17 protein-coding genes are annotated in these 17,816 nt (G+C 61.9%); 7 read left to right on the top strand and 10 right to left on the bottom strand.

The annotated features are described in order from the left end of the window. Positions 1-61: 61 nt before the first annotated feature. From ACFIMZ_RS25235 to ACFIMZ_RS25205, 7 genes are all read right to left on the bottom strand, one after another. Positions 62-322 (bottom strand): PAAR domain-containing protein, encoded by a 261-nt coding sequence (locus ACFIMZ_RS25235; protein ID WP_431825010.1) that lies wholly within the window; start codon positions 320-322, stop codon positions 62-64. A gap of 145 nt (positions 323-467) precedes the next feature. Then, on the bottom strand, positions 468-1,847 hold the full coding sequence (locus tag ACFIMZ_RS25230; RefSeq protein WP_431825009.1) for an XAC2610-related protein: 1,380 nt from the start codon (positions 1,845-1,847) through the stop codon (positions 468-470). Between the two features lie 660 nt (positions 1,848-2,507). Continuing rightward, entirely contained in the window at positions 2,508-2,978 is a 471-nt protein-coding gene (locus ACFIMZ_RS25225; RefSeq protein ID WP_431825008.1) for a hypothetical protein, read from the bottom strand. Between the two features lie 15 nt (positions 2,979-2,993). Further along, on the bottom strand, positions 2,994-3,620 hold the full coding sequence (locus ACFIMZ_RS25220) for a hypothetical protein (protein WP_431825007.1): 627 nt from the start codon (positions 3,618-3,620) through the stop codon (positions 2,994-2,996). Further along, positions 3,584-5,950: a hypothetical protein gene (locus ACFIMZ_RS25215; RefSeq protein ID WP_431825006.1), complete on the bottom strand. Its 2,367-nt coding sequence runs from the start codon at positions 5,948-5,950 to the stop codon at positions 3,584-3,586. Before ACFIMZ_RS25215 ends, ACFIMZ_RS25220 begins: the two co-directional genes overlap by 37 nt. Positions 5,951-6,023: 73 nt before the next feature. Then, on the bottom strand, positions 6,024-8,396 hold the full coding sequence (locus ACFIMZ_RS25210; protein ID WP_431825005.1) for a type VI secretion system Vgr family protein: 2,373 nt from the start codon (positions 8,394-8,396) through the stop codon (positions 6,024-6,026). Between the two features lie 68 nt (positions 8,397-8,464). Further along, on the bottom strand, positions 8,465-8,704 hold the full coding sequence (locus tag ACFIMZ_RS25205; protein WP_431825004.1) for a hypothetical protein: 240 nt from the start codon (positions 8,702-8,704) through the stop codon (positions 8,465-8,467). A gap of 75 nt (positions 8,705-8,779) precedes the next feature. Here ACFIMZ_RS25205 and ACFIMZ_RS25200 point away from each other — a divergent pair, with 75 nt between their 5' ends. The 6 genes from ACFIMZ_RS25200 to ACFIMZ_RS25175 all read left to right on the top strand — a co-directional run bounded on the left by ACFIMZ_RS25200 (position 8,780) and on the right by ACFIMZ_RS25175 (position 13,507). Beyond that, on the top strand, positions 8,780-9,850 hold the full coding sequence (locus tag ACFIMZ_RS25200) for an ABC transporter permease (RefSeq protein ID WP_431825003.1): 1,071 nt from the start codon (positions 8,780-8,782) through the stop codon (positions 9,848-9,850). An 81-nt stretch (positions 9,851-9,931) separates the two neighbouring features. Beyond that, positions 9,932-10,846, top strand: coding sequence for a nickel transporter permease (nikC, locus tag ACFIMZ_RS25195; RefSeq protein WP_431825002.1), 915 nt, complete (start codon positions 9,932-9,934; stop codon positions 10,844-10,846). Continuing rightward, positions 10,836-11,720 (top strand): ABC transporter ATP-binding protein, encoded by an 885-nt coding sequence (locus ACFIMZ_RS25190; protein WP_431825001.1) that lies wholly within the window; start codon positions 10,836-10,838, stop codon positions 11,718-11,720. The genes nikC and ACFIMZ_RS25190 overlap by 11 nt, the downstream gene beginning before the upstream one ends. Next, positions 11,717-12,508: an ABC transporter ATP-binding protein gene (locus tag ACFIMZ_RS25185; RefSeq protein WP_431825000.1), complete on the top strand. Its 792-nt coding sequence runs from the start codon at positions 11,717-11,719 to the stop codon at positions 12,506-12,508. The genes ACFIMZ_RS25190 and ACFIMZ_RS25185 overlap by 4 nt, the downstream gene beginning before the upstream one ends. Positions 12,509-12,594: 86 nt before the next feature. Then, positions 12,595-12,849 carry a GlsB/YeaQ/YmgE family stress response membrane protein gene (locus ACFIMZ_RS25180; RefSeq protein ID WP_431824999.1) on the top strand — a complete coding sequence of 85 codons (255 nt, stop codon included), beginning with the start codon at positions 12,595-12,597 and terminating at the stop codon, positions 12,847-12,849. 322 nt (positions 12,850-13,171) lie between these two features. After that, the gene (locus ACFIMZ_RS25175) at positions 13,172-13,507 is read left to right on the top strand and encodes a type 1 fimbrial protein (protein WP_431824998.1); all 336 of its coding nucleotides are present in this window, start codon (positions 13,172-13,174) and stop codon (positions 13,505-13,507) included. Positions 13,508-13,564: 57 nt separating this feature from the next. Here ACFIMZ_RS25175 and ACFIMZ_RS25170 read toward each other — a convergent pair whose 3' ends face one another. The 3 genes from ACFIMZ_RS25170 to ACFIMZ_RS25160 form a co-directional block, all read right to left on the bottom strand. After that, positions 13,565-14,437 carry a LysR substrate-binding domain-containing protein gene (locus tag ACFIMZ_RS25170; RefSeq protein ID WP_431824997.1) on the bottom strand — a complete coding sequence of 291 codons (873 nt, stop codon included), beginning with the start codon at positions 14,435-14,437 and terminating at the stop codon, positions 13,565-13,567. A gap of 131 nt (positions 14,438-14,568) precedes the next feature. Beyond that, positions 14,569-15,465 carry a class A beta-lactamase gene (bla, locus tag ACFIMZ_RS25165; RefSeq protein WP_431824996.1) on the bottom strand — a complete coding sequence of 299 codons (897 nt, stop codon included), beginning with the start codon at positions 15,463-15,465 and terminating at the stop codon, positions 14,569-14,571. Between the two features lie 148 nt (positions 15,466-15,613). After that, a complete protein-coding gene (locus ACFIMZ_RS25160; RefSeq protein WP_431824995.1) occupies positions 15,614-16,459 on the bottom strand; it encodes a peptidoglycan DD-metalloendopeptidase family protein in 846 nt (281 codons plus the stop codon). Positions 16,460-16,913: 454 nt separating this feature from the next. Here ACFIMZ_RS25160 and ACFIMZ_RS25155 point away from each other — a divergent pair, with 454 nt between their 5' ends. Further along, positions 16,914-17,810 (top strand): LysR substrate-binding domain-containing protein, encoded by an 897-nt coding sequence (locus tag ACFIMZ_RS25155; RefSeq protein ID WP_431824994.1) that lies wholly within the window; start codon positions 16,914-16,916, stop codon positions 17,808-17,810. Positions 17,811-17,816: the final 6 nt, after the last annotated feature.

Genomic DNA, 17,816 nt, shown 5'->3' with positions numbered 1-17,816 from the left:
CGGAAACGCATTCGACGGGGGTACGCGCTGGGGCGCCCGGCGGGAGAAAGGTCGACCGGCATCAGCCAATATTGACGTTCTGTAGCGACGAAATCAGCCGGCACCCGCAGGCACAGCGGTGGTGATGCATGGCGACAAACTTGCCGTCGCGATCGGGAAACCGCTCGTAGCCTTCGTCAATCGTGGTCGGCCCGTGCTGGTCGCAAATTGCGTCGTCGCCCTTGCGGGCAAGTGGCCTGTCCATGAATACGGTCCAAGGGGAGCCGCTGGTGACTTCGCCACCGTTTTCGAGTTTGTCGCCTTTTCGGATGGGAGATTGCATTTTGGGACCGCCGTTTCCGTGTTATTTAAAAAGACCGCACGTGTGTCATCCGTCGTCACGACACGTCGATTGCCCTGCATTCCACACCCTTGGATAGGCTCTGTCCTGTGCAATCTATTTGCCCATCTGAAGTGTTATGCGATATTCATTCAACAGGGGTGTCACTGCACTGATCCGAGTCCTTCAAAAGGTGCCGCTTGATTACGCCATGATTGAAGACGGGGATGTCCGGGCAATACATTGTCTTGCCGCCCGCGACTGGGGTTTTCTTCCAGCGCAATCGCTCCGTTCGGACTAGCTTCGCCGGCGACGAGTTGCCGCTCCAGATTTGAATCTCAACCCTCCCTTGAAGGCCTGATAGGTCATGGGATAACACGTCGTTGCAGTCCGAGGGCTTTAGCGGCGTCGTGCGCAGGGTCGCGCCATGCTGATAAACGGCATTCGGATATTCGATTCGGCCATTGCGCTGGTAGGCCGGCGTGATGTAACAGATTGCCAGCTTGCCATCAATTATTTCCGGCTGGAAATAGCTGGGCGCCGTATCAATCTCGACGAGATGCTTGCCCTTCCACCGGTACGTGGTGACCCCATGTTCGCAGCAACTGGCACGCCATGAAACGGAAATGATTTTGTTCACGGGATCGAAGTCAGGCGACGTGACGCGAGCCATCTCATCGGAAACCGAGACCATTTTTCCTTGGGTCGGATCGTAGACCCAGTAGTCGTAGGGAATGTTCGGCCCGGCGGGCAGGGTCTGCGCCAACATCAGATCCGGGTACCCATCAAAATTGATATCGACGATCTCCGGCAGGAACATGCTGCACATACCCTGCGAGGCCGTAGGCAGGGTTTGAACGAGTCGGCTATTCTTGTAGAGACGGATTTCGGAGATTAGCGGAAGATTCGAACAGCGGCCGTCTCCGTATGTGGGTTCAGCACTGGCCAGTAGGCGGATCTCAAAGGGAAAGGGATGTTTTCCGCTGTTTGTTTCAGTGAGCGCGATCGGCCAGCTTTTCTTGCCATCCGGCGACGACCAGGTGCCTTGCCTGCTGGTACGCTGCAAGACCAGCGCCCATTTGCCACTGACTATCTGTTCCGATTTTTTGTTGTATGTCGTTTCCGACAGTTCCACGTGATCCAACTGCTGTTTGCCCTCAAGCTGTATTCGGGGCAGGGCACTTTTGCCGCAGGGTTCGTAGCAGTAACTACCGCTGACGTGACCTCCCACGGCTTCCAGATCAGCCTTAACGCGTTTACCGGCAATCGTGCCGCTGAATGATCGGGTCCAGTAGCTGAGCTCGACATCTGCGTTTTCCTCGGCCAGGCATAACGCGGAGTGAAATGAGATGAAGCAAAACCAAAGTACAAGCAGGGTCCTGCAAACCGGAGTTAAAGATGATTGCATGAAAACTTGCCTAACACCCTTGCGGGCGAGTGGTCCGTCCATGAATTCGATCCATTGGGAATCGCCGGTGACTTCGCCACCGCTTTCGAGTTGATCGCCTTTACAAACTGAAGATTTCATAAACTAATCTCCAGACTCATCCTCAATAGGATACACTTCCAAAGAAATCCTCTTCCCATTCCGAAAATTATCGATATAGACATATCCTTGATCACTTATCGAATCACAGTAAGTCCTTCTGCGCTCGACTAGCGAAATACCTCCCTTTGGGGAGACAGAATAGCGCCCTCTCAATCCTCACATGCACTTTCATGAAAGCAACGCTCAACCAACTCCCTTTTCTCCTCACCAACACTTAAGCAAGGCTTACCACTAAGACGCCTGCTATAAATATAAGCACCTCCATCCCTCGAGTAGAGATATACATCGCAAAACCCTTGACTAGCTCCCCTATCTCGAATCTTCAACAGATCAGCATATTCATTGAAGGCAAGATCAACAAACCTTACATCAACCGGCGACGCAATGTCATACGCAGGCATTACCTGTCATTTCCCAGTTGGAGTAGTAACGTATACGCGATCGCCGGACACAACCGCACTGGACAAGCCGTTGAAAAATTCCGCAGAGTTCAAAATAGAAATAAACACCACCACGATGCATCAATTGCCCCCACAGATCACCAATTAAAAAATCAATTTAATCTAAAATTCACTCAAAATACAAATTATCGCAATTCACGAAATACAAGTAGATTCATCCGCCAAAATATGGAATACATTAATTGCGCAGCGAAACACTCCCAATAAAAACAAAATCCACCCCATTCCACAAATATTTATTCATAGAATAATCACAATTACCATGATCACTAACACTGTATTCCAAAATCATCAGGGCGCCATTTTTACCAACCCCAGCCTTTACACCAGTTCCATATGAGATGAATTTAAATTCGAACTCGCTCGCCTTCTCCACAAATACTCCAGCATATGAATTGGCAGAATTTAAGATGGATTCAACCAAACACACCAATAAATCCCTCCCGCGAAACGACTCATCATACTGATTAAACTGCAATCCCTCTTCGAAATCTTGCATTGAGCAGGAGTCTCTTCCGCAGACAAATTTCCGCATACCGATATCTGCATACAACCTCTTAGCCATGCTCTCGCGTTGAGCGTCCGACCCGCAAGCACATGCGACCCCGGAGAATAGAAGCAAGACATAAAAAATGAAAACCTTTTTCATAGCTACCTTCCAGCACTATTCCACAGCACCAATTCCACCAAGTAATGCTGGAATTTTATCGATCTCTCTCCTATCGAGCCTCACCCCCAAGACATCAAATGAAAAACATGCCAATTTCCCTTTATCCGGGCATATCAGAAAATAATCTGGAATACTCAAATTTTCCTGATCACCGAACACTGAGTTTACGTATGCGATAGTTCCATTCCAACCATTGCCCTCATATTTTCGCTGCCAGACAACGTTACGCGAGTACCGCCCCCCTGAATCTGCCCGAGCAATTTCTTCACTCGCAGTCAGTCTTCTCGCACCCTCCTGTTTAAAAGCACCAGATCCAACCGTAAAGCATCCGAACGAAAGTTTTCCTTGAATCAGCCCATCTTCAAGCGCCATCGAAACGTAAAAATCAAGCAAGATTATTTGATCGCTTATCTTCGACACCGATTTCGAAACCTCCCTAAAGACACTTCCACCTATCTCGTAACCGCACTGGCTCGACAACAACAAAACATTCTTATTAAAATCACCTGAATCTGAGCTTATCGACTCAGCATCTGCTCGAAAAATAGATGAAGCAAACAAGATAACCACTAATGCGAAATTTCTCACAGCACCTCCCTTCGCGAGAAATTCTCCGGCCACGTCATATTCTCCCGATTCTCGCCCTCAAAAAAATGAACATCGGCTAGCACAATCAACGCATTCGTGAATGACGTTGATCGATCCACTAGACCATTCATGTTTGGTGGGCTCTGTCCGGTAGAACCAGGGTAATTTACCGACGCAGCGCAATTTGCAAAAGATTGATTGTAATACCACACCTTAACTCCGGCATTTGTGCGAATTACTCTTCTTTCGTTTATACCAGCAATATCCGCATATTTATTGGCACTATCCACCTTTGGACGAAGCGGATAGGTCTCTGATGGCATCGATTTTCCAGACCAAACCCAATAGGCACCTGCACTATGACTCGCATGAAAAACATCTCGTCCGATTTCGTTGCGCCAACGTAGTTCCTGAGCGCCCGGCGGCATGCTCGGATTGCGGCCATAGAATCTAAAATATTTATAATAGTTGTTATTACCACCCCCCATGTCTCCACGGGCATTTGTTAGCTGCAAAAATCCCCGCCCAAACCAACCGTTATGCAAATCGATCGCATAATCGGCGCGATTGCCCTCCGTGAGATATTTAAACCAGCTTGTTTCCTGCGTGGCATTTGCAATAAAACATGCCTGCCGAAGAGGGGTATCAATTTTGAACTTTCTCATCGAGTTGTTGAAATCCCTCCCGTATTTTTCTACCAAAGGTTCGGCAAAGCGTAGTTTTGGCGGCTCCCATATACCATGATTGTTTGAATTGTGCGAACCGGGTTTTCTAATAATGAATTCCGGAATGAGCTGAAGAATTTCCTGCTTACTCAACCAAGCGCATTTTCTGAAATTCCGTATAAACGCCAAAGGATGAAAAAACCAGAGCTTCTGCCCGGCGAGCGTCGTCTTGTCCAAAAATTGGAATTTACTCAAGAATTCAATGAACTTGGCGTACCCGTCCGGGTTGGTATCTTTCTGTTTGCCGAAAAAGCCATCCGGGTCGTTCAATCCCTGATACCGCTCATCGTTGTCGGACGGGTCCCACTCACTGCGCGCCTCGCACACCAATCCCCTAAGCTTTTCGCGCGCGCCCTCTGCGTTCCGCACGTAGCCTGCAAGTTGCAGGTTGGCACTATCGTCGTTGTTCCTGTCGTATTCGAGCGGCGAGATCATGCCCGACATGGCTTGCGGATCCGCGACGCCAGTCAGACGACAAAGCTCATCGTAGCCGCAGAGTCCATCGTGATTGAATGGCGTATTGTCCTCATCGACCTTTTGCCAATCCTTGAAGAACGGAAAATCTGCATCAGATAGCTTGATAATCGCGTCTGAGGCGACGTTGACATAGCCCTGATTTCCACTCTCGTCGACCGGCACCGCGACCCAGGTGTCACAGGCTGCGCCCGACAGGACCGGATGATCCGAGAGAATGCGCCCATATCGCAGCATCTCAAAGCCATCGCTCGGACAGGCTGAATAAAGGTCTACCGAGCGGTCATACAGGTCGTACTCGTATTGCTTCGTGTCGTTGTCGTACGGGTCAGCGACCGGGTCAGGCGTGAGCAAGGTAACGCTGCCACTGTTGCCGCGGTCAATCCATGCCTGCGTATAGCGCCGCCCCTTGTTGAACCAGGCTTCGACATAGAGCGTGTCGCTTTCACCAATTGAACCGCCCGGCACTCGAGGAAACCAGGCGTCACTCATACCCGCCGGCTGAGGCACGAAATCCTTCGGGCCGGGAACGACAAAATACGTATGCCCCCAATAGTCGCCCGACGTAGGCTGAACGGGGTTCTTTTCACCTAGCTGAACCTTGTGGCCGTCCTGCTCGAACCAGGCCGTGAAATCATCGTCTGCCATGAAAATTTCAAAGTGCAGATGCCGGACGCCCTGATGCCGGCCGACATAACCAAGCATGTCCTTGCGATACACCTTCGTCGTGCCGCCCGACTGAACCACGCCATCCTTGCCCTCTGCCGTATCGAGCAGCCATTTTGGCAGGGCGTTCGCTGATCCGGTCACTGCGGGATCGTTCGGTTGGGGCGCGATATCTTCCTGCTCGGTCATGTCCAGCAGGTGCATGTAGAGCGAGTAATACGTGATCGTGCGCCCGTCACCCGTGTCGGTCGTGTGCCTGAGCAGGACGAAGCCGGCATTCGAGTTCAGTTCCGGCTGCCCGGTCGTCGAATCGATCCTGCCATCGGACAGGGCGTCCTTGCAGACCCGATAGGCCACCACGTCACCGTCGGCAATCGCGCGCACGGGTTCGTGCTGCTCGTTCGGCGCCAAATGAATGCCACCGTGAAAACGCCGATCGAAAGCGATCGGGTAGACCCCGTGATGACCGATCTCTAACTTATCGACGGCGTCCATCATGGGATCCGGTCTCGACGCATCGTTGGACGTCAGGCCGGATGCGGGCAAAAAGGGAGGGCTGATGATCATGGCTTCAATGAGACGACGCGTACTGGTCGGAAATTTTCAGACCACTTTTCGGCAGGACCGGCAACGGCACGGCAACGTTGTCGGGCCCTTCGAAAGTGAACGACGCCGCCTTGATAACGAATGCGCCGGGGCAGTGGAACGTCATGTTCCCGTTTTCGATGACCAGCGACGCCCCGCCGCTGTTGAGCGTGATTTTCGACTTCGCCGCCAGCTGGACGTCCGCGCTCTCGCTCGCGACACGCAACTGTTTCTGCGCGAACAGGTCCATCCCGTCCGTCAGTGCCGCAGCCGTCAGTTTCCCCTTCGCGGCGGTCAGATTGATGCCTAGCTTGTGCGCACACAGCGAGATCAATTCGCCCGCCATCATCCGCAGCCGCTTGGTAATGCTGACGTCCATGTGATTGCCCGCCGTGACGATCACGTTCTCGCCCGCCGAGTGCTGGGCCGATTTCGGCGTCACGAACGCCATGCCGCCTGGAGCGCTCGCGAGCAGCCCCGCGTCACGAAGCTGGTTCAATCCGTCCAGCAGCGCCGCCTGCACGGCCCGGTCGGCCGGTTCGGCCTTCGCCTGCCGCGTGGCATCGGCCAGTTCCGTTACGCGCTGCAGCGCTGCCTTCAGCAGATGGATGGCCACGGGCATCTCGAGGTGTGGCGTGTCGGCGCTACCCGCCGAGTCCGCGGAAAAATACAGCCCCTTCTCCGCGCGCATCGTGCCCCACGCGCGAGTCGTGATGTCGATCCCCTCTCCGCGCTTCAATTTCTTGCTGTCGAGCAGATAGCCCAGATTCATCGCCGACTGGCCATAGACCGTGGCGATGCGCGCGCTTTCCTTCTCTCGCAGGTCGTTGAACACGATCTCCGCGCCGCGCAGCGGCGAGCGCCAGATTGCGTAGCTGAACATCGCCTGCGCGCCATGCACCAGGTCCGGGTGCGAATAGTCGTGCAGTGCGCCCGATATATGCAAACGATCGACGTCGTTGTGTTCCCCCTGCAGCAGTACCTCCGTCTGCGGCAGCAACGGCGAATGGAAGCCGCCCTGATACGACGATGACGGACGCACAAGGCGCAGATTCAGCAATTGCTTGTCGGCGCTGTCCGATCCCTGCAGGAACTTGGGTAGGACGGGATAGCGCCCGTGCTCGTCGAGACACGCATAGGGCGCGCTGTCAAACGTCGTTACAACGCCGGCGACGGGCCCTTCCAGAAATCGCCAATGCTTTTCGTAGTCGAATTTCGGCCGGTAAGCGAGATGGCTGGGCATCGCCTTGAAGCTGTTGTGCGCCGGCTTGGTACGGCTACCCTTCATCTCCATCGACGTGATCACGAACCCGTACTCGGCGCCGGGCATCTTCGTGTTGCCGAGTTTCACCACCACACCCGGCATGAGGCCCTTCACGTTGCTGGTGCCGGACAGGGTAACCTGACGGGCGATCTGCTCGTCGCGCCGCATCTGCGCCAACGCCTCGCCCGCCTGCTGCGTCAGGTGGAATTCCGCGCTACGGTTGATCCGGCCGAACACCGAGCGGTCGCCATCCTCGCCGGAGACGGTCACCGTCGCTCGCAGCGGATCGTCCGGCGTACGATAGTTGCGCTCCCATACCTCGATCGTGGCGGGCACCAGCGTGCGTTCGCCATTCAGCGAAAGCGCCGCCTCGTGCCAGTTGCCCGTGAGGCCGGAATCCGGCATCAGCGGCACTTCGATCGAACGCACATAGGCGCGCGGATTGTCCGCAAATACAACGGTGTCGAGCTGACCCTGCTTGCCGCGCCCCTGTTTGTAGAACCAGAAAATGCCTTTGCGGCGGCAATGACGTGCGATGAAGTTCCAGACGGACTCTTCGTACATGACCACCTGCTCGAGCTTCTCCTGCGCCCCTTCCAGGTTGAATTCGATATCGAACGCGTCGAAGTTCTGCCGATCGACGACCAGTTCGGTGATGATCTCCTGCAGGCTCTTGTCGCGAAATACCCGCGAGCCATGCATGCGCTTGAGCAGAGCGGCAAACCTGGGCTCGATGCGCAACTGGTAAGCCGCCTCGTCGCGGCTCGTGCGGATACGCTTCCAGCGCGTGACGACGCCATTGAAGGTGGCCGCGGCATGGTCGACGGGATCGATGTAGTTCACGGACGGGACGGCCACCCGCTCGTCAATCTGCAGGCCCGCACGCCGCCCGACGCACCGCTTGCCGTCGATGTCGAGATGCGGCGAAGTGACCGTGACATCAACCTTGTAGTCCTTGCAGAACCCCGCGCGCACCCTGAAGTCGAGCACGTCGAGCCCGAGGTCGAGCGTGCCGATCCATATTCCAAGATGCTGGCTAAGGCGCGCGCTCGGATGGCGCAGTGCATCCACAAGGGTCTTCGTCACAGCATTCATGCGTCATCCCCATCCTGTTGAACGAAACGATGCAATACCGTTGTACCAGCAACTTTTAGCGCAGTAGCTCAGTGGCAGCAACGTGAAAAATCAATTTCCGACGCAATGCATCTGTATTCCTTAGCAAAATCGTTAACCAAAGTGAACATTTGATTTCCCGGAGCGCGCAACATCAACGTTCGAATGGATACGCCGGCTTCAGCACATTCGATCATCGTGCCGACGCGAGCAAGATGATCTTTTTTCGTGCCGATTTCGTTTTCCGCTTCGGGCGGCATCGGCTGATCCGGTTCGAATGCGGGTTGCATTGCGGGCGCCAGCGGGCTTCGAATATGTGGATGCCGTGTGGCGCCGCTTCATGAAGAAGCGATAAGATTCACCCCATGTCGACCCCCGCCTCCTCCCTGGAAACCCTCCGCACGCTCCCCGCACGGCACCCCGGCGTGCGCTGGGCGCTGCGCGTGCTGCGCTGGGCGCTCACGCTCGCCGTCACGTTCGCGGGGCTGCTCGCGCTGACCTTCGTGATCGGCCGCAAGGTGCCGATCGACCCCGTGCTCGCGATCCTCGGCGACCGCGCGTCGGCCGAAGCGTATGCGGCCGAACGCATCGCGCTCGGGCTCGACAAGCCGCTCGCGACGCAATTCCTGATCTACGCGCGCGACGTGCTGCACGGCAATCTCGGCATGTCGCTGCTGACGGCGAACCCCGTGCTCGACGACATCAAGCGCGTGTTTCCGGCCACGCTCGAGCTCGCGACGCTCGCGACGCTGATCGGCATCGCGATCGGCGTGCCGCTCGGCGTCGCGGCCGCGGTGAAGCACAACCGGCCGATCGATCATGTCGCGCGCTTCGTCGGGCTGATCGGCAGCTCGGTGCCCGTGTTCTGGCTCGGCCTGATGGGCCTGCTGCTGTTCTATGCGCGGCTGCACTGGGTCGCGGGGCCCGGCCGGCTCGACCCGGTGTTCGACGGGATGGTCGACACGCGCACCGGCAGCCTGCTGATCGATGCGGCGCTCGCCGGCGAATGGGACGTGTTCCGCAATGCGCTGTCGCACATCGCGCTGCCGGCGGCGATCCTCGGCTACTACTCGGTCGCCTACCTGAGCCGGATGACGCGCTCGTTCATGCTCGACCAGCTCGGCCAGGAATACATCGTCACCGCGCGCGCGAAGGGGCTCTCGGAAGCCCGCGTGATCTGGCGCCACGCGTTCGGCAACATCGCGGTGCCGCTCCTGACCGTGATCGCGCTCACCTACAGCAACCTGCTCGAAGGCTCGGTGCTGACCGAGATCGTGTTCGCGTGGCCGGGGCTCGGCTCGTACCTGACGGGCGCGCTGCTCAACGCCGACATGAACGCCGTGCTCGGCGCGACGCTCGTGATCGGCGCGATGTTCATCACCGTCAACCTGCTGACCGACGCGCTGTATCGCGTGTTCGATCCGCGCGCGCGTTGAGGACCGTTACCTCATGACCGCTTCACTGCTCGTTGTTCTCACGCTGCGCCTCACTCGATCCGCCCCGACCGGAGGCCGCCGATGAACGCCGCACGCGTCACGCTGCGGGCGTGGCTGCTCTCCGACGCGCCGGTCTCGCGCTCCCAGGCCGCGCTCGGCCTCGCGTACCGCCGCTGGCGCCGCTTCGCCGCGAATCCGCTCAACCTGTTCGGGCTCGCGATCCTCGTCGCGCTGCTCGCCGTCGCGATCGTCGCTCCACTGATCACGCCGCACGACCCGCTGCGCCAGGTGCTCGCCGACCGGCTGCTGCCGCCCGGCTCGCCGTCGCACTGGCTCGGCACCGACCAGCTCGGCCGCGACATCCTTTCGCGGCTGATCGGCGGGTCGCGCCTGACGCTCGGCATCGCGCTGCTCGTCGTCACGATCGTCGTGCCGATCGGCCTCGCGATCGGCACCACGGCCGGCTACTGCGGCGGGTTCGTCGACAGCGTGCTGATGCGCATCACCGACGTCGCGCTCGCGTTCCCGAAGATCGTGCTCGCGCTCGCGTTCGCGGCCGCGCTCGGGCCCGGCGTGATCAACGCGGTCGTCGCGATCTCGATCACCGCGTGGCCCGCGTATGCGCGGCTCGCGCGCGCCGAGACGATCCGCATCGCGCAGGCCGACTACATCCATGCCGCGCGGCTGCAGGGCGCGTCCGGCCCGCGCATCCTGCTGCGCTACATCGTGCCGCTGTGCATGTCGTCGGTGATCGTGCGCGCGACGCTCGACATGGCCGGCATCATCCTGACCGTCGCGGGCCTCGGCTTCCTCGGCCTCGGCGCGCAGCCGCCGAGCCCCGAATGGGGCTTCATGGTCGCGTCGGGGCGCAACGTGCTGCTCGACGCATGGTGGGTCGCGACGCTACCCGGCACGGCGATCCTGCTCGTCAGCCTCGCGTTCAACCTGCTCGGCGACGGGCTGCGCGACGTCTTCGATCCACGACATGGAGCGTGACATGACGACGAACATCGACTCCACGCCGCTGTGCGAAATCGACGGGCTGCGGATTGGCTTTCGCGGCCACGACGGCGCCGTCACCGACGCCGTGCGCGACCTGTCGCTGACGCTCGCGCCGGGCGAGCGGCTCGGCATCGTCGGCGAATCGGGTTCCGGCAAGTCGCTGACGGGCCGCGCGCTGCTCGGCCTGCTGCCCGAAGCCGCGCGCTGGTCGGCGCGCACGCTGCGCTTCGCGGGCCACGACCTGCTCGCGATGGCGCCGCGCGAACGCCGGCGGCTGTGCGGCAGCCAGATGGGGATGATCCTTCAGGATCCGAAGTATTCGCTGAACCCGGTGATGACGGTCGCGAAGCAGATGGGCGAGGCGTTCCGGCTGCACGAGCCGGGGCTGCGCGGCCGCGCGTTGCGCGAGCGGATCGTCGATGCGCTCGCTGCCGTGCAGATCCGCGACCCGGCGCGCGTGGCCGATGCGTATCCGCACGAGCTGTCGGGCGGCATGGGGCAGCGCGTGATGATCGCGATGATGGTGTCGACCGGCCCGCGCCTCCTGATCGCCGACGAGCCGACCTCGGCGCTCGACGTCGCGGTGTCGATGCAGGTGCTTGCGGTGCTCGACGCGATGATCGCGCGGCACGGCACCGGCCTGATGTTCATCAGCCACGACCTGCCGCTCGTGATGTCGTTCTGCGACCGCGTCGCGGTGATGTACGCGGGGCGCGTCGTCGAGACCTGCGCGGCGCGCGACCTGCGCCACGCGACGCATCCGTACACGCGCGGGCTGCTCGCGGCGACCCCGCCGCTCGCGAACCCGCCCGACGAACTGCCGGTGCTGCAGCGCGACCCGGCCTGGCTCATTGAGGCTGCCCGATGATCGACGTCGACCACGCATCGATCCGCTTCCCGACCCGCACGGGTCACGTCGACGCCGTGCGCGACGCGAGCTTCGCGGTGCGCGAAGGCGAGGTGTTCGGGCTCGTCGGCGAGTCCGGCTCCGGCAAGTCGACGCTGCTGCGTGCGCTGACGGGCCTCGTGCCGGTGGCGTCCGGCAGCCTGTCGATCGACGGCCGGCCGGTCGGCGGCAAGCTCGACCGCGCGTTCCGCCGCCAGGTGCAGATGGTGTTCCAGGACCCGTACGCGTCGCTGCACCCGCGCTTCACGGTCGACCAGACGCTGCGCGAGCCGCTGTCGATCCACGGCATGGGCCGCCCCGGCATCGGCGACGCCGATGCACGGATCGCGCGCGCGCTCGCCGAAGTCGGGCTCGGGCCCGGATTCCGCTTCCGCTACCCGCATCAGCTGTCGGGCGGCCAGCGGCAGCGCGTCGCGATCGCCCGCGCGCTGATCGTCGAGCCGCGCGTGCTGCTGCTCGACGAGCCGACGTCCGCGCTCGACGTGTCGGTGCAGGCCGAGATCCTGAACCTGCTGCGCCGCCTGCATCGCGAGCGGCGCCTCACGATGATCCTCGTCAGCCACAACCTCGCGGTGGTCGGCTTCCTGTGCCAGCGCGTCGCGGTGATGCAGCACGGCGAGATCGTCGAGCAGTTGTCGATCGAGCACGTGCGCGCCGGGCAGGTCACGTGCGACTACACGCGCACGCTGCTGCAAGCGACCGAGGGCTATCGCCGGATCGATCCGGCAATCGACGCGAGCGCCGCGTAACACCGGCGCGACATGTCCGCGCGGGAACCCCTGCGGGCTGCGCGGGTCCATCCCGCATTCGTCAATGCACAGATCCGGAGGTACGCATGCTGCAATTCGTCGAAACCCTGGTGGTCGGGTTCATCATCGGCCTGCTCGCCCGCGCGCTCAAGCCGGGCGACGACAGGATGGGCGTCGTGATGACGACCGTCGTCGGCATCGTCGGCTCGCTGATCGCCGGCTACGTCGGCCACCTCGCCGGCTGGTATGCGCCCGGGCAAGGCGCCGGCTGGATCGCGTCGATCATCGGCGCGATCGTGCTGCTGGTGATCGTCGGCGCGGTCCGCAAGCGCGCCGGCTGAACGCACGCCCACGTCGCGTCGCCGAACGGCCGCTCGTTTCGAGCGGCCGTTTTGCATTCGGGGTGCAGCAATGCGAAGCGCCATGCCGGGACTTTGCCCAACCAACGATCGTAATGCGCCCGGTATTACCCTGACTTGCGCTAACTCAGTTCCCGCATATATTCAATCGTACGGATTCACGTTATTTGCTTATTCCCTCTATTTGCGATTTTTCGACTCAAGAGGTTCGATGAACTTGCCGTTTACGCACTTAGCTTCGCAGCGTTGACGGTCTGCCACTCGAGCGGCCTCGCTGCGACGCGCTTCTACCCTGGAGCCTGTCATGAAGCCCCGCTTGATTGCCGCCTCGCTGCTGTTGGCTGCCCCGCTTCTGGCCTCGTCCCCTTCCTTTGCCGGCGGGATGTCCGGCGTCATTCACTTCAGCGGCATGATCGTCGAGCCGCCCTGCTCGTTCGTGCTCGATACGCCCGACGCCGCGCCCGCGCGCGTGCGCGCCGACTGCCCGCGTCCCGCGACCGGGCAGATCGCGTTCGTCGACGCGGCGAGCTCGCAGGCGGTCAAGACCACGACCTTTACTCAGGCTTCACGCGCAATCGTTTTACCTAACCGTCCGGGCAACGATCATGCACCGATGATCGCCGTCGTGACATACCAGTAACGCCGACCGCCTGCGTGGCGCGCAGCGGGTTCCGCGCGCCTTTGGCGCGGTCGCGCGTCAGTCGCGATGGCGCGCGATCCAGTCGCTGAACGCGCGGATCTTCTGCTGGCTGCCGGCGCTCTCGGGATAGACGAAGAAGTAACGCGCGCCGGTTTCGAGCACGATGTCGAACGGCCGCTCGAGCCGGCGTGCGCTGACGTCGTCGTCGACGAGCGTCACGTCGCCGATCGCGACGCCGAAGCCCTCCATCGCCGCGTTCGTCGCGAGATCGAGCGTGTCGAAGCTCGGCCCGCGATCGGCATCGACCGTGCGCACGCCGGCGTGGTCGAGCCACGCGCGCCAGTCGCGATGGTCGCGCGTCGGGTGCAGCAGCGTATGGCGCGCGAGATCGCCGATCTCGGCGAGCGGCGTCGTTTGCCGCAGTTCGGGCGCGCAGACGGGCGTGAGCCGCTCGTCGAACAGCGGCAACGCGCAGACGTCGGCGCCCGGCGACGTGCCGTAGACGATCGCCGCATCGAACGGCTCGGTCGCAAAGTCGACGTCATGCTGCCACGCGGTCGTGATCTGCACGTGCAGATCGGGGTGCTCGCCCTGGAAACGCATGATCCGCGGCAGCATCCAGCGCATCACGCAGGTCGGCACCTTCAGCGCGAGATCGGTGCGCTGCCGCGTGAGCTTCATCGAGATGTCCTCGATCCGCGCGAAGCTCTCGTTGACGACCGGCAGCAGCTGCTCGCCTTCCGCCGTCAGCGTCAAGCCCTTCGCATGCCGCTTGAACAGCGGAAAGCCGTAATGCGCCTCGAGCGTCTGGATCTGCCGGCTCACCGCGCCCTGCGTGATGCACAGCTGCTCGGCCGCGCGCGTGAAGCTGCGGTGACGAGCGACGGTCGAGAAGATCTGCAGCGCGTGCAAAGGCGGAAGTCGGCGCATGGCGAGGCGAAGTGAACGGGCGGAATGCGCGCTGCCTTCGGCGCGCGCAGACCGACACGATAAGCGAAACGCCGGTTTCGCGCGAGGCGGCGCCCCGGGCCGTCAGATATCGGTGAATCGACGCAGCGCAATCACGCGGCGGCAAGCGCGGCGGCCGCGATGCGCGCCGCCTCGGCGACGACGTCCGCGCGCGGCGGCGCATCGGCGCCCGGCTGCGTAAACGATACCGCGATGACGAGCGGCGCATGCGACGGCGGCCAGAGCACGGCGACATCGGTCGTCGTCCCGTAGCGGCCCGTCCCGGCCTTGCCCGCGACGCGCCAGTCGGACGGCACGCCCGTGCGGATGCCCGCGCCGCCGTTCGCACTGCCGAGCAGCCACTTCGTCAGTTGCGCGCGCTCCGGTGCGCCGAGCGTATCGCCCAGCAGCAGCCGGCGCATCGTCTCGGCCATCGCCAGCGGCGTCGACGTGTCGCGCTCGTCGTCGGGCTGCGCCGTGTTCAGCTCGGGCTCCCAGCGGTCGAGGCGGAACAGCGTGTCGCCGCTGGCGTGCGCGAACCCGGTGACGGTCTGCGGACCGCCGAGCACGCTCATCAGCAGGTTCGCCGCGGACTTGTCGCCGGAATGCAGCATCGCTTCGCACAGCTGCCCGATCGTCATGCCGGTATCCGCATGTCGCTCCGTGACAGGCGAGCCGGGCACGAGCTCGTAACGCCGATACAGGATGCGACGCGGCAGCAGCGATGCGTCGAGTGCGCTGCGCGCGAGCAGCGCGGCGGCGGCAACGACCGCGAATGTGCCGCAGAGCGGGAAGCGTTCGCGCGACCGGTGCGCGATCCGCGCGCCGGTCGCGGTGTCCAGCGCGGCAACGCCGAGCCGGCCGTTCGACGCTTGTTCGAGCGCGTCGAGCTGCGCCTGTGCGGCACGCAGGCGCTCATGATCGGCGACGGGGGCTGGCGCGCACGCGCCGACGAACGGCGCGGCGACGGCGGCAAGCAGCAGCGAGCGGCGTGACGGAGAGTGATCCATGGATGACGGGTCGACTGCTTATCGGTGGCTGCCTGTCGGGGCGAGCATTCACACTTGCGCGAACGGCCGGGCGCGCTTGTGCTCGTGCGCTGGCGACAAGCGTAGCAGCGACCGCGCGCGTATTCCAGCGGCAGCCGTGCTGCCGCGCTCAGCCTTGCGTCGACGGCAGGTACGGCAGCGGGTTAACCGGCTTGCCGTCGCGCCGCACCTCGAACAGCAGCGCGACGCGCGAATTGTCGAGATCGCCCATCTCGGCAATCTCGTCGCCCTGGCGAACGACGTCGCCCGTCTTCACGAGCAGCTTGCGGTTGTGCGCGTAGGCGGTCAGGAAGTCCGCGTTGTGCTGGACGATGATCAGGCTGCCGTAGCCGTTCAGGCCGACGCCGGCATACATCACGCGGCCGGCGGCCGCCGCGCGCACCGGGTCGCCGGCCTGGCCGGCGATCTGGATCCCGCGGTTCTGACCGGGCCTGAACGATTCGATGACGCTGCCGTGCGCGGGCCACGACAGCGCGACGCCGCTTGCATGCCGTTTCGTTTCCTTGACGACCTGGCGATCATTCGTCGACAGCGCGGCCGGCGGGCTCGACGCCGCCCCGCTCGCGGCGCCGGGCGCAGCCGCCTGCGGCGCCGCCGCGGCCGGCGCCTGCGGCGTTTCCCGCTTCACGATGCGCAGCGCCTGCCCGGCGCGCAGCCGGCTGTGCGCGCCGAGCCTGTTCCAGGTGCGCAGGTCCGCCACGCTGCAGCCGTTCGCCGACGCGATGCGCGACAGCGTGTCGCCGCGTTTGATGATATAGCGATGCGCGACCAGGATCGGGGCTGGCGGCGGCGCGGACGCGGCGGCGCTCTCGGCCTGGGCCGCATTCTGCGCCGACGCGCCCGCGAGCGTATCGCTCGGCGGGACCGACGGCGTGCTGGCGCAGCCGGCCATGACGAAGACGGCGCCCAGGCCCGACAGCCATGCCGCCCTGACGTTGATCTCGCGCTGTTTCATGGTCGACACGACTCCGATTTGACAATCTTTCAAGCATCTCAAAAACGGCGCGGCCGACGTGTAACCGGTTGCAAACAATGATGACAAACGATCACGGAGCGAGCGACGGCGCAGACTCGATATCGGTAATACGGTCAAATCGGGAAAAACTTGACGCCTGGCGACAGAATTTGCGCAAAAAATTCCGGTGTCACCTCAGCCATTCGACCAGGTCGGAACAGGCGAGCGCGATGCCGACGCACAGAAAGAACAGGTGCAGCGCGATCTTGAACGCCACGCCCCATGACGGTTCGACATGCATGACGGGTCTCCTCGGGTTGGTGTGCGGGCATGATCCGGCAATGTTCGCGCCCCGAAAATGCGGAACCGGCGAAGCAGGTCTCAGGCAATGCCTGAGACCGCGCCCACGGATCCTGCTACCTTATCGGCGATACCAACGACATCCGTCCCCATCATGCGCTTCGACCTGACCGACCTGCGGCTTTTCCTGCACATCTGCGAGGCGGGCAGTATCACGGGCGGCGCGGAACGCACGCACATCACGCTGCAGGCCGCGAGCGAACGCATCCGCGGCATGGAGGACGAGCTCGGCGTGCCGCTCCTGCACCGGACCAAGTCGGGCACGCAGGTCACCGACGCCGGACGCGCGCTCGAGCATCACGCGCGCACCGTGCTGCAGCAGATCGACCACATGCGCGGCGAGCTGCAGCAATACGGCCAGGGGCTGCGCGGCCATATCCGGCTGCTGTGCAACACCGCGTCGCTCAGCGAGTACCTGCCGGACGCGCTGGCCGAGTATCTGCCGCGTCATCCGAAGCTGTCGATCAGCGTCGAGGAGCGGTCGAGCCAGGACATCGTGCACGCGATCCGCAACAAGACGGCGGACGTCGGCATCGTCGCCGATTCGGTCGGCCTCGGCGGGCTCGAGCAGAAGCCGTTTCGCGAGGACTGGCTGATCGCCGTCGTGCCGGCTGGCCATCCGCTCGCCGCGCGCGACAAGGTCGCGTTCGACGAGATCGTCGATGCGGATTTCATCGGCCTCACCGACGGCAGCGCGCTGCAGGTACATCTCGCCGATCAGGCCAGGGCCCTCGGCAAGCGGATCCGCTACCGCGTGCAGTTGAAGAGCTTCGATGCGATCTGCCGGGTGATCGAGAGCGGCGTGGGGATCGGGATCGTGTCACGGCATGCGGCATCGCGGGCGATGCAGACGCTGGATGTGCGGATGGTCGAGCTGTCCGACGCGTGGAGCCATCGGAAGCTCACGCTGTGCGCGCGGTCGTTCGATGCGTTGCCGAAGTACACGCGGGAATTTGTCGGGTTCCTGTCGGGCGAGTCCGCCTGCGCGTAATACCGC

The sequence above is a fragment of the Burkholderia sp. F1 genome (assembly GCF_050813845.1).
In the GTDB taxonomy this organism is placed as follows: domain Bacteria; phylum Pseudomonadota; class Gammaproteobacteria; order Burkholderiales; family Burkholderiaceae; genus Burkholderia; species Burkholderia ubonensis.
Note: the sequence above shows the minus strand (reverse complement) of the source record. Positions and strands in the feature narration are given on the sequence as shown.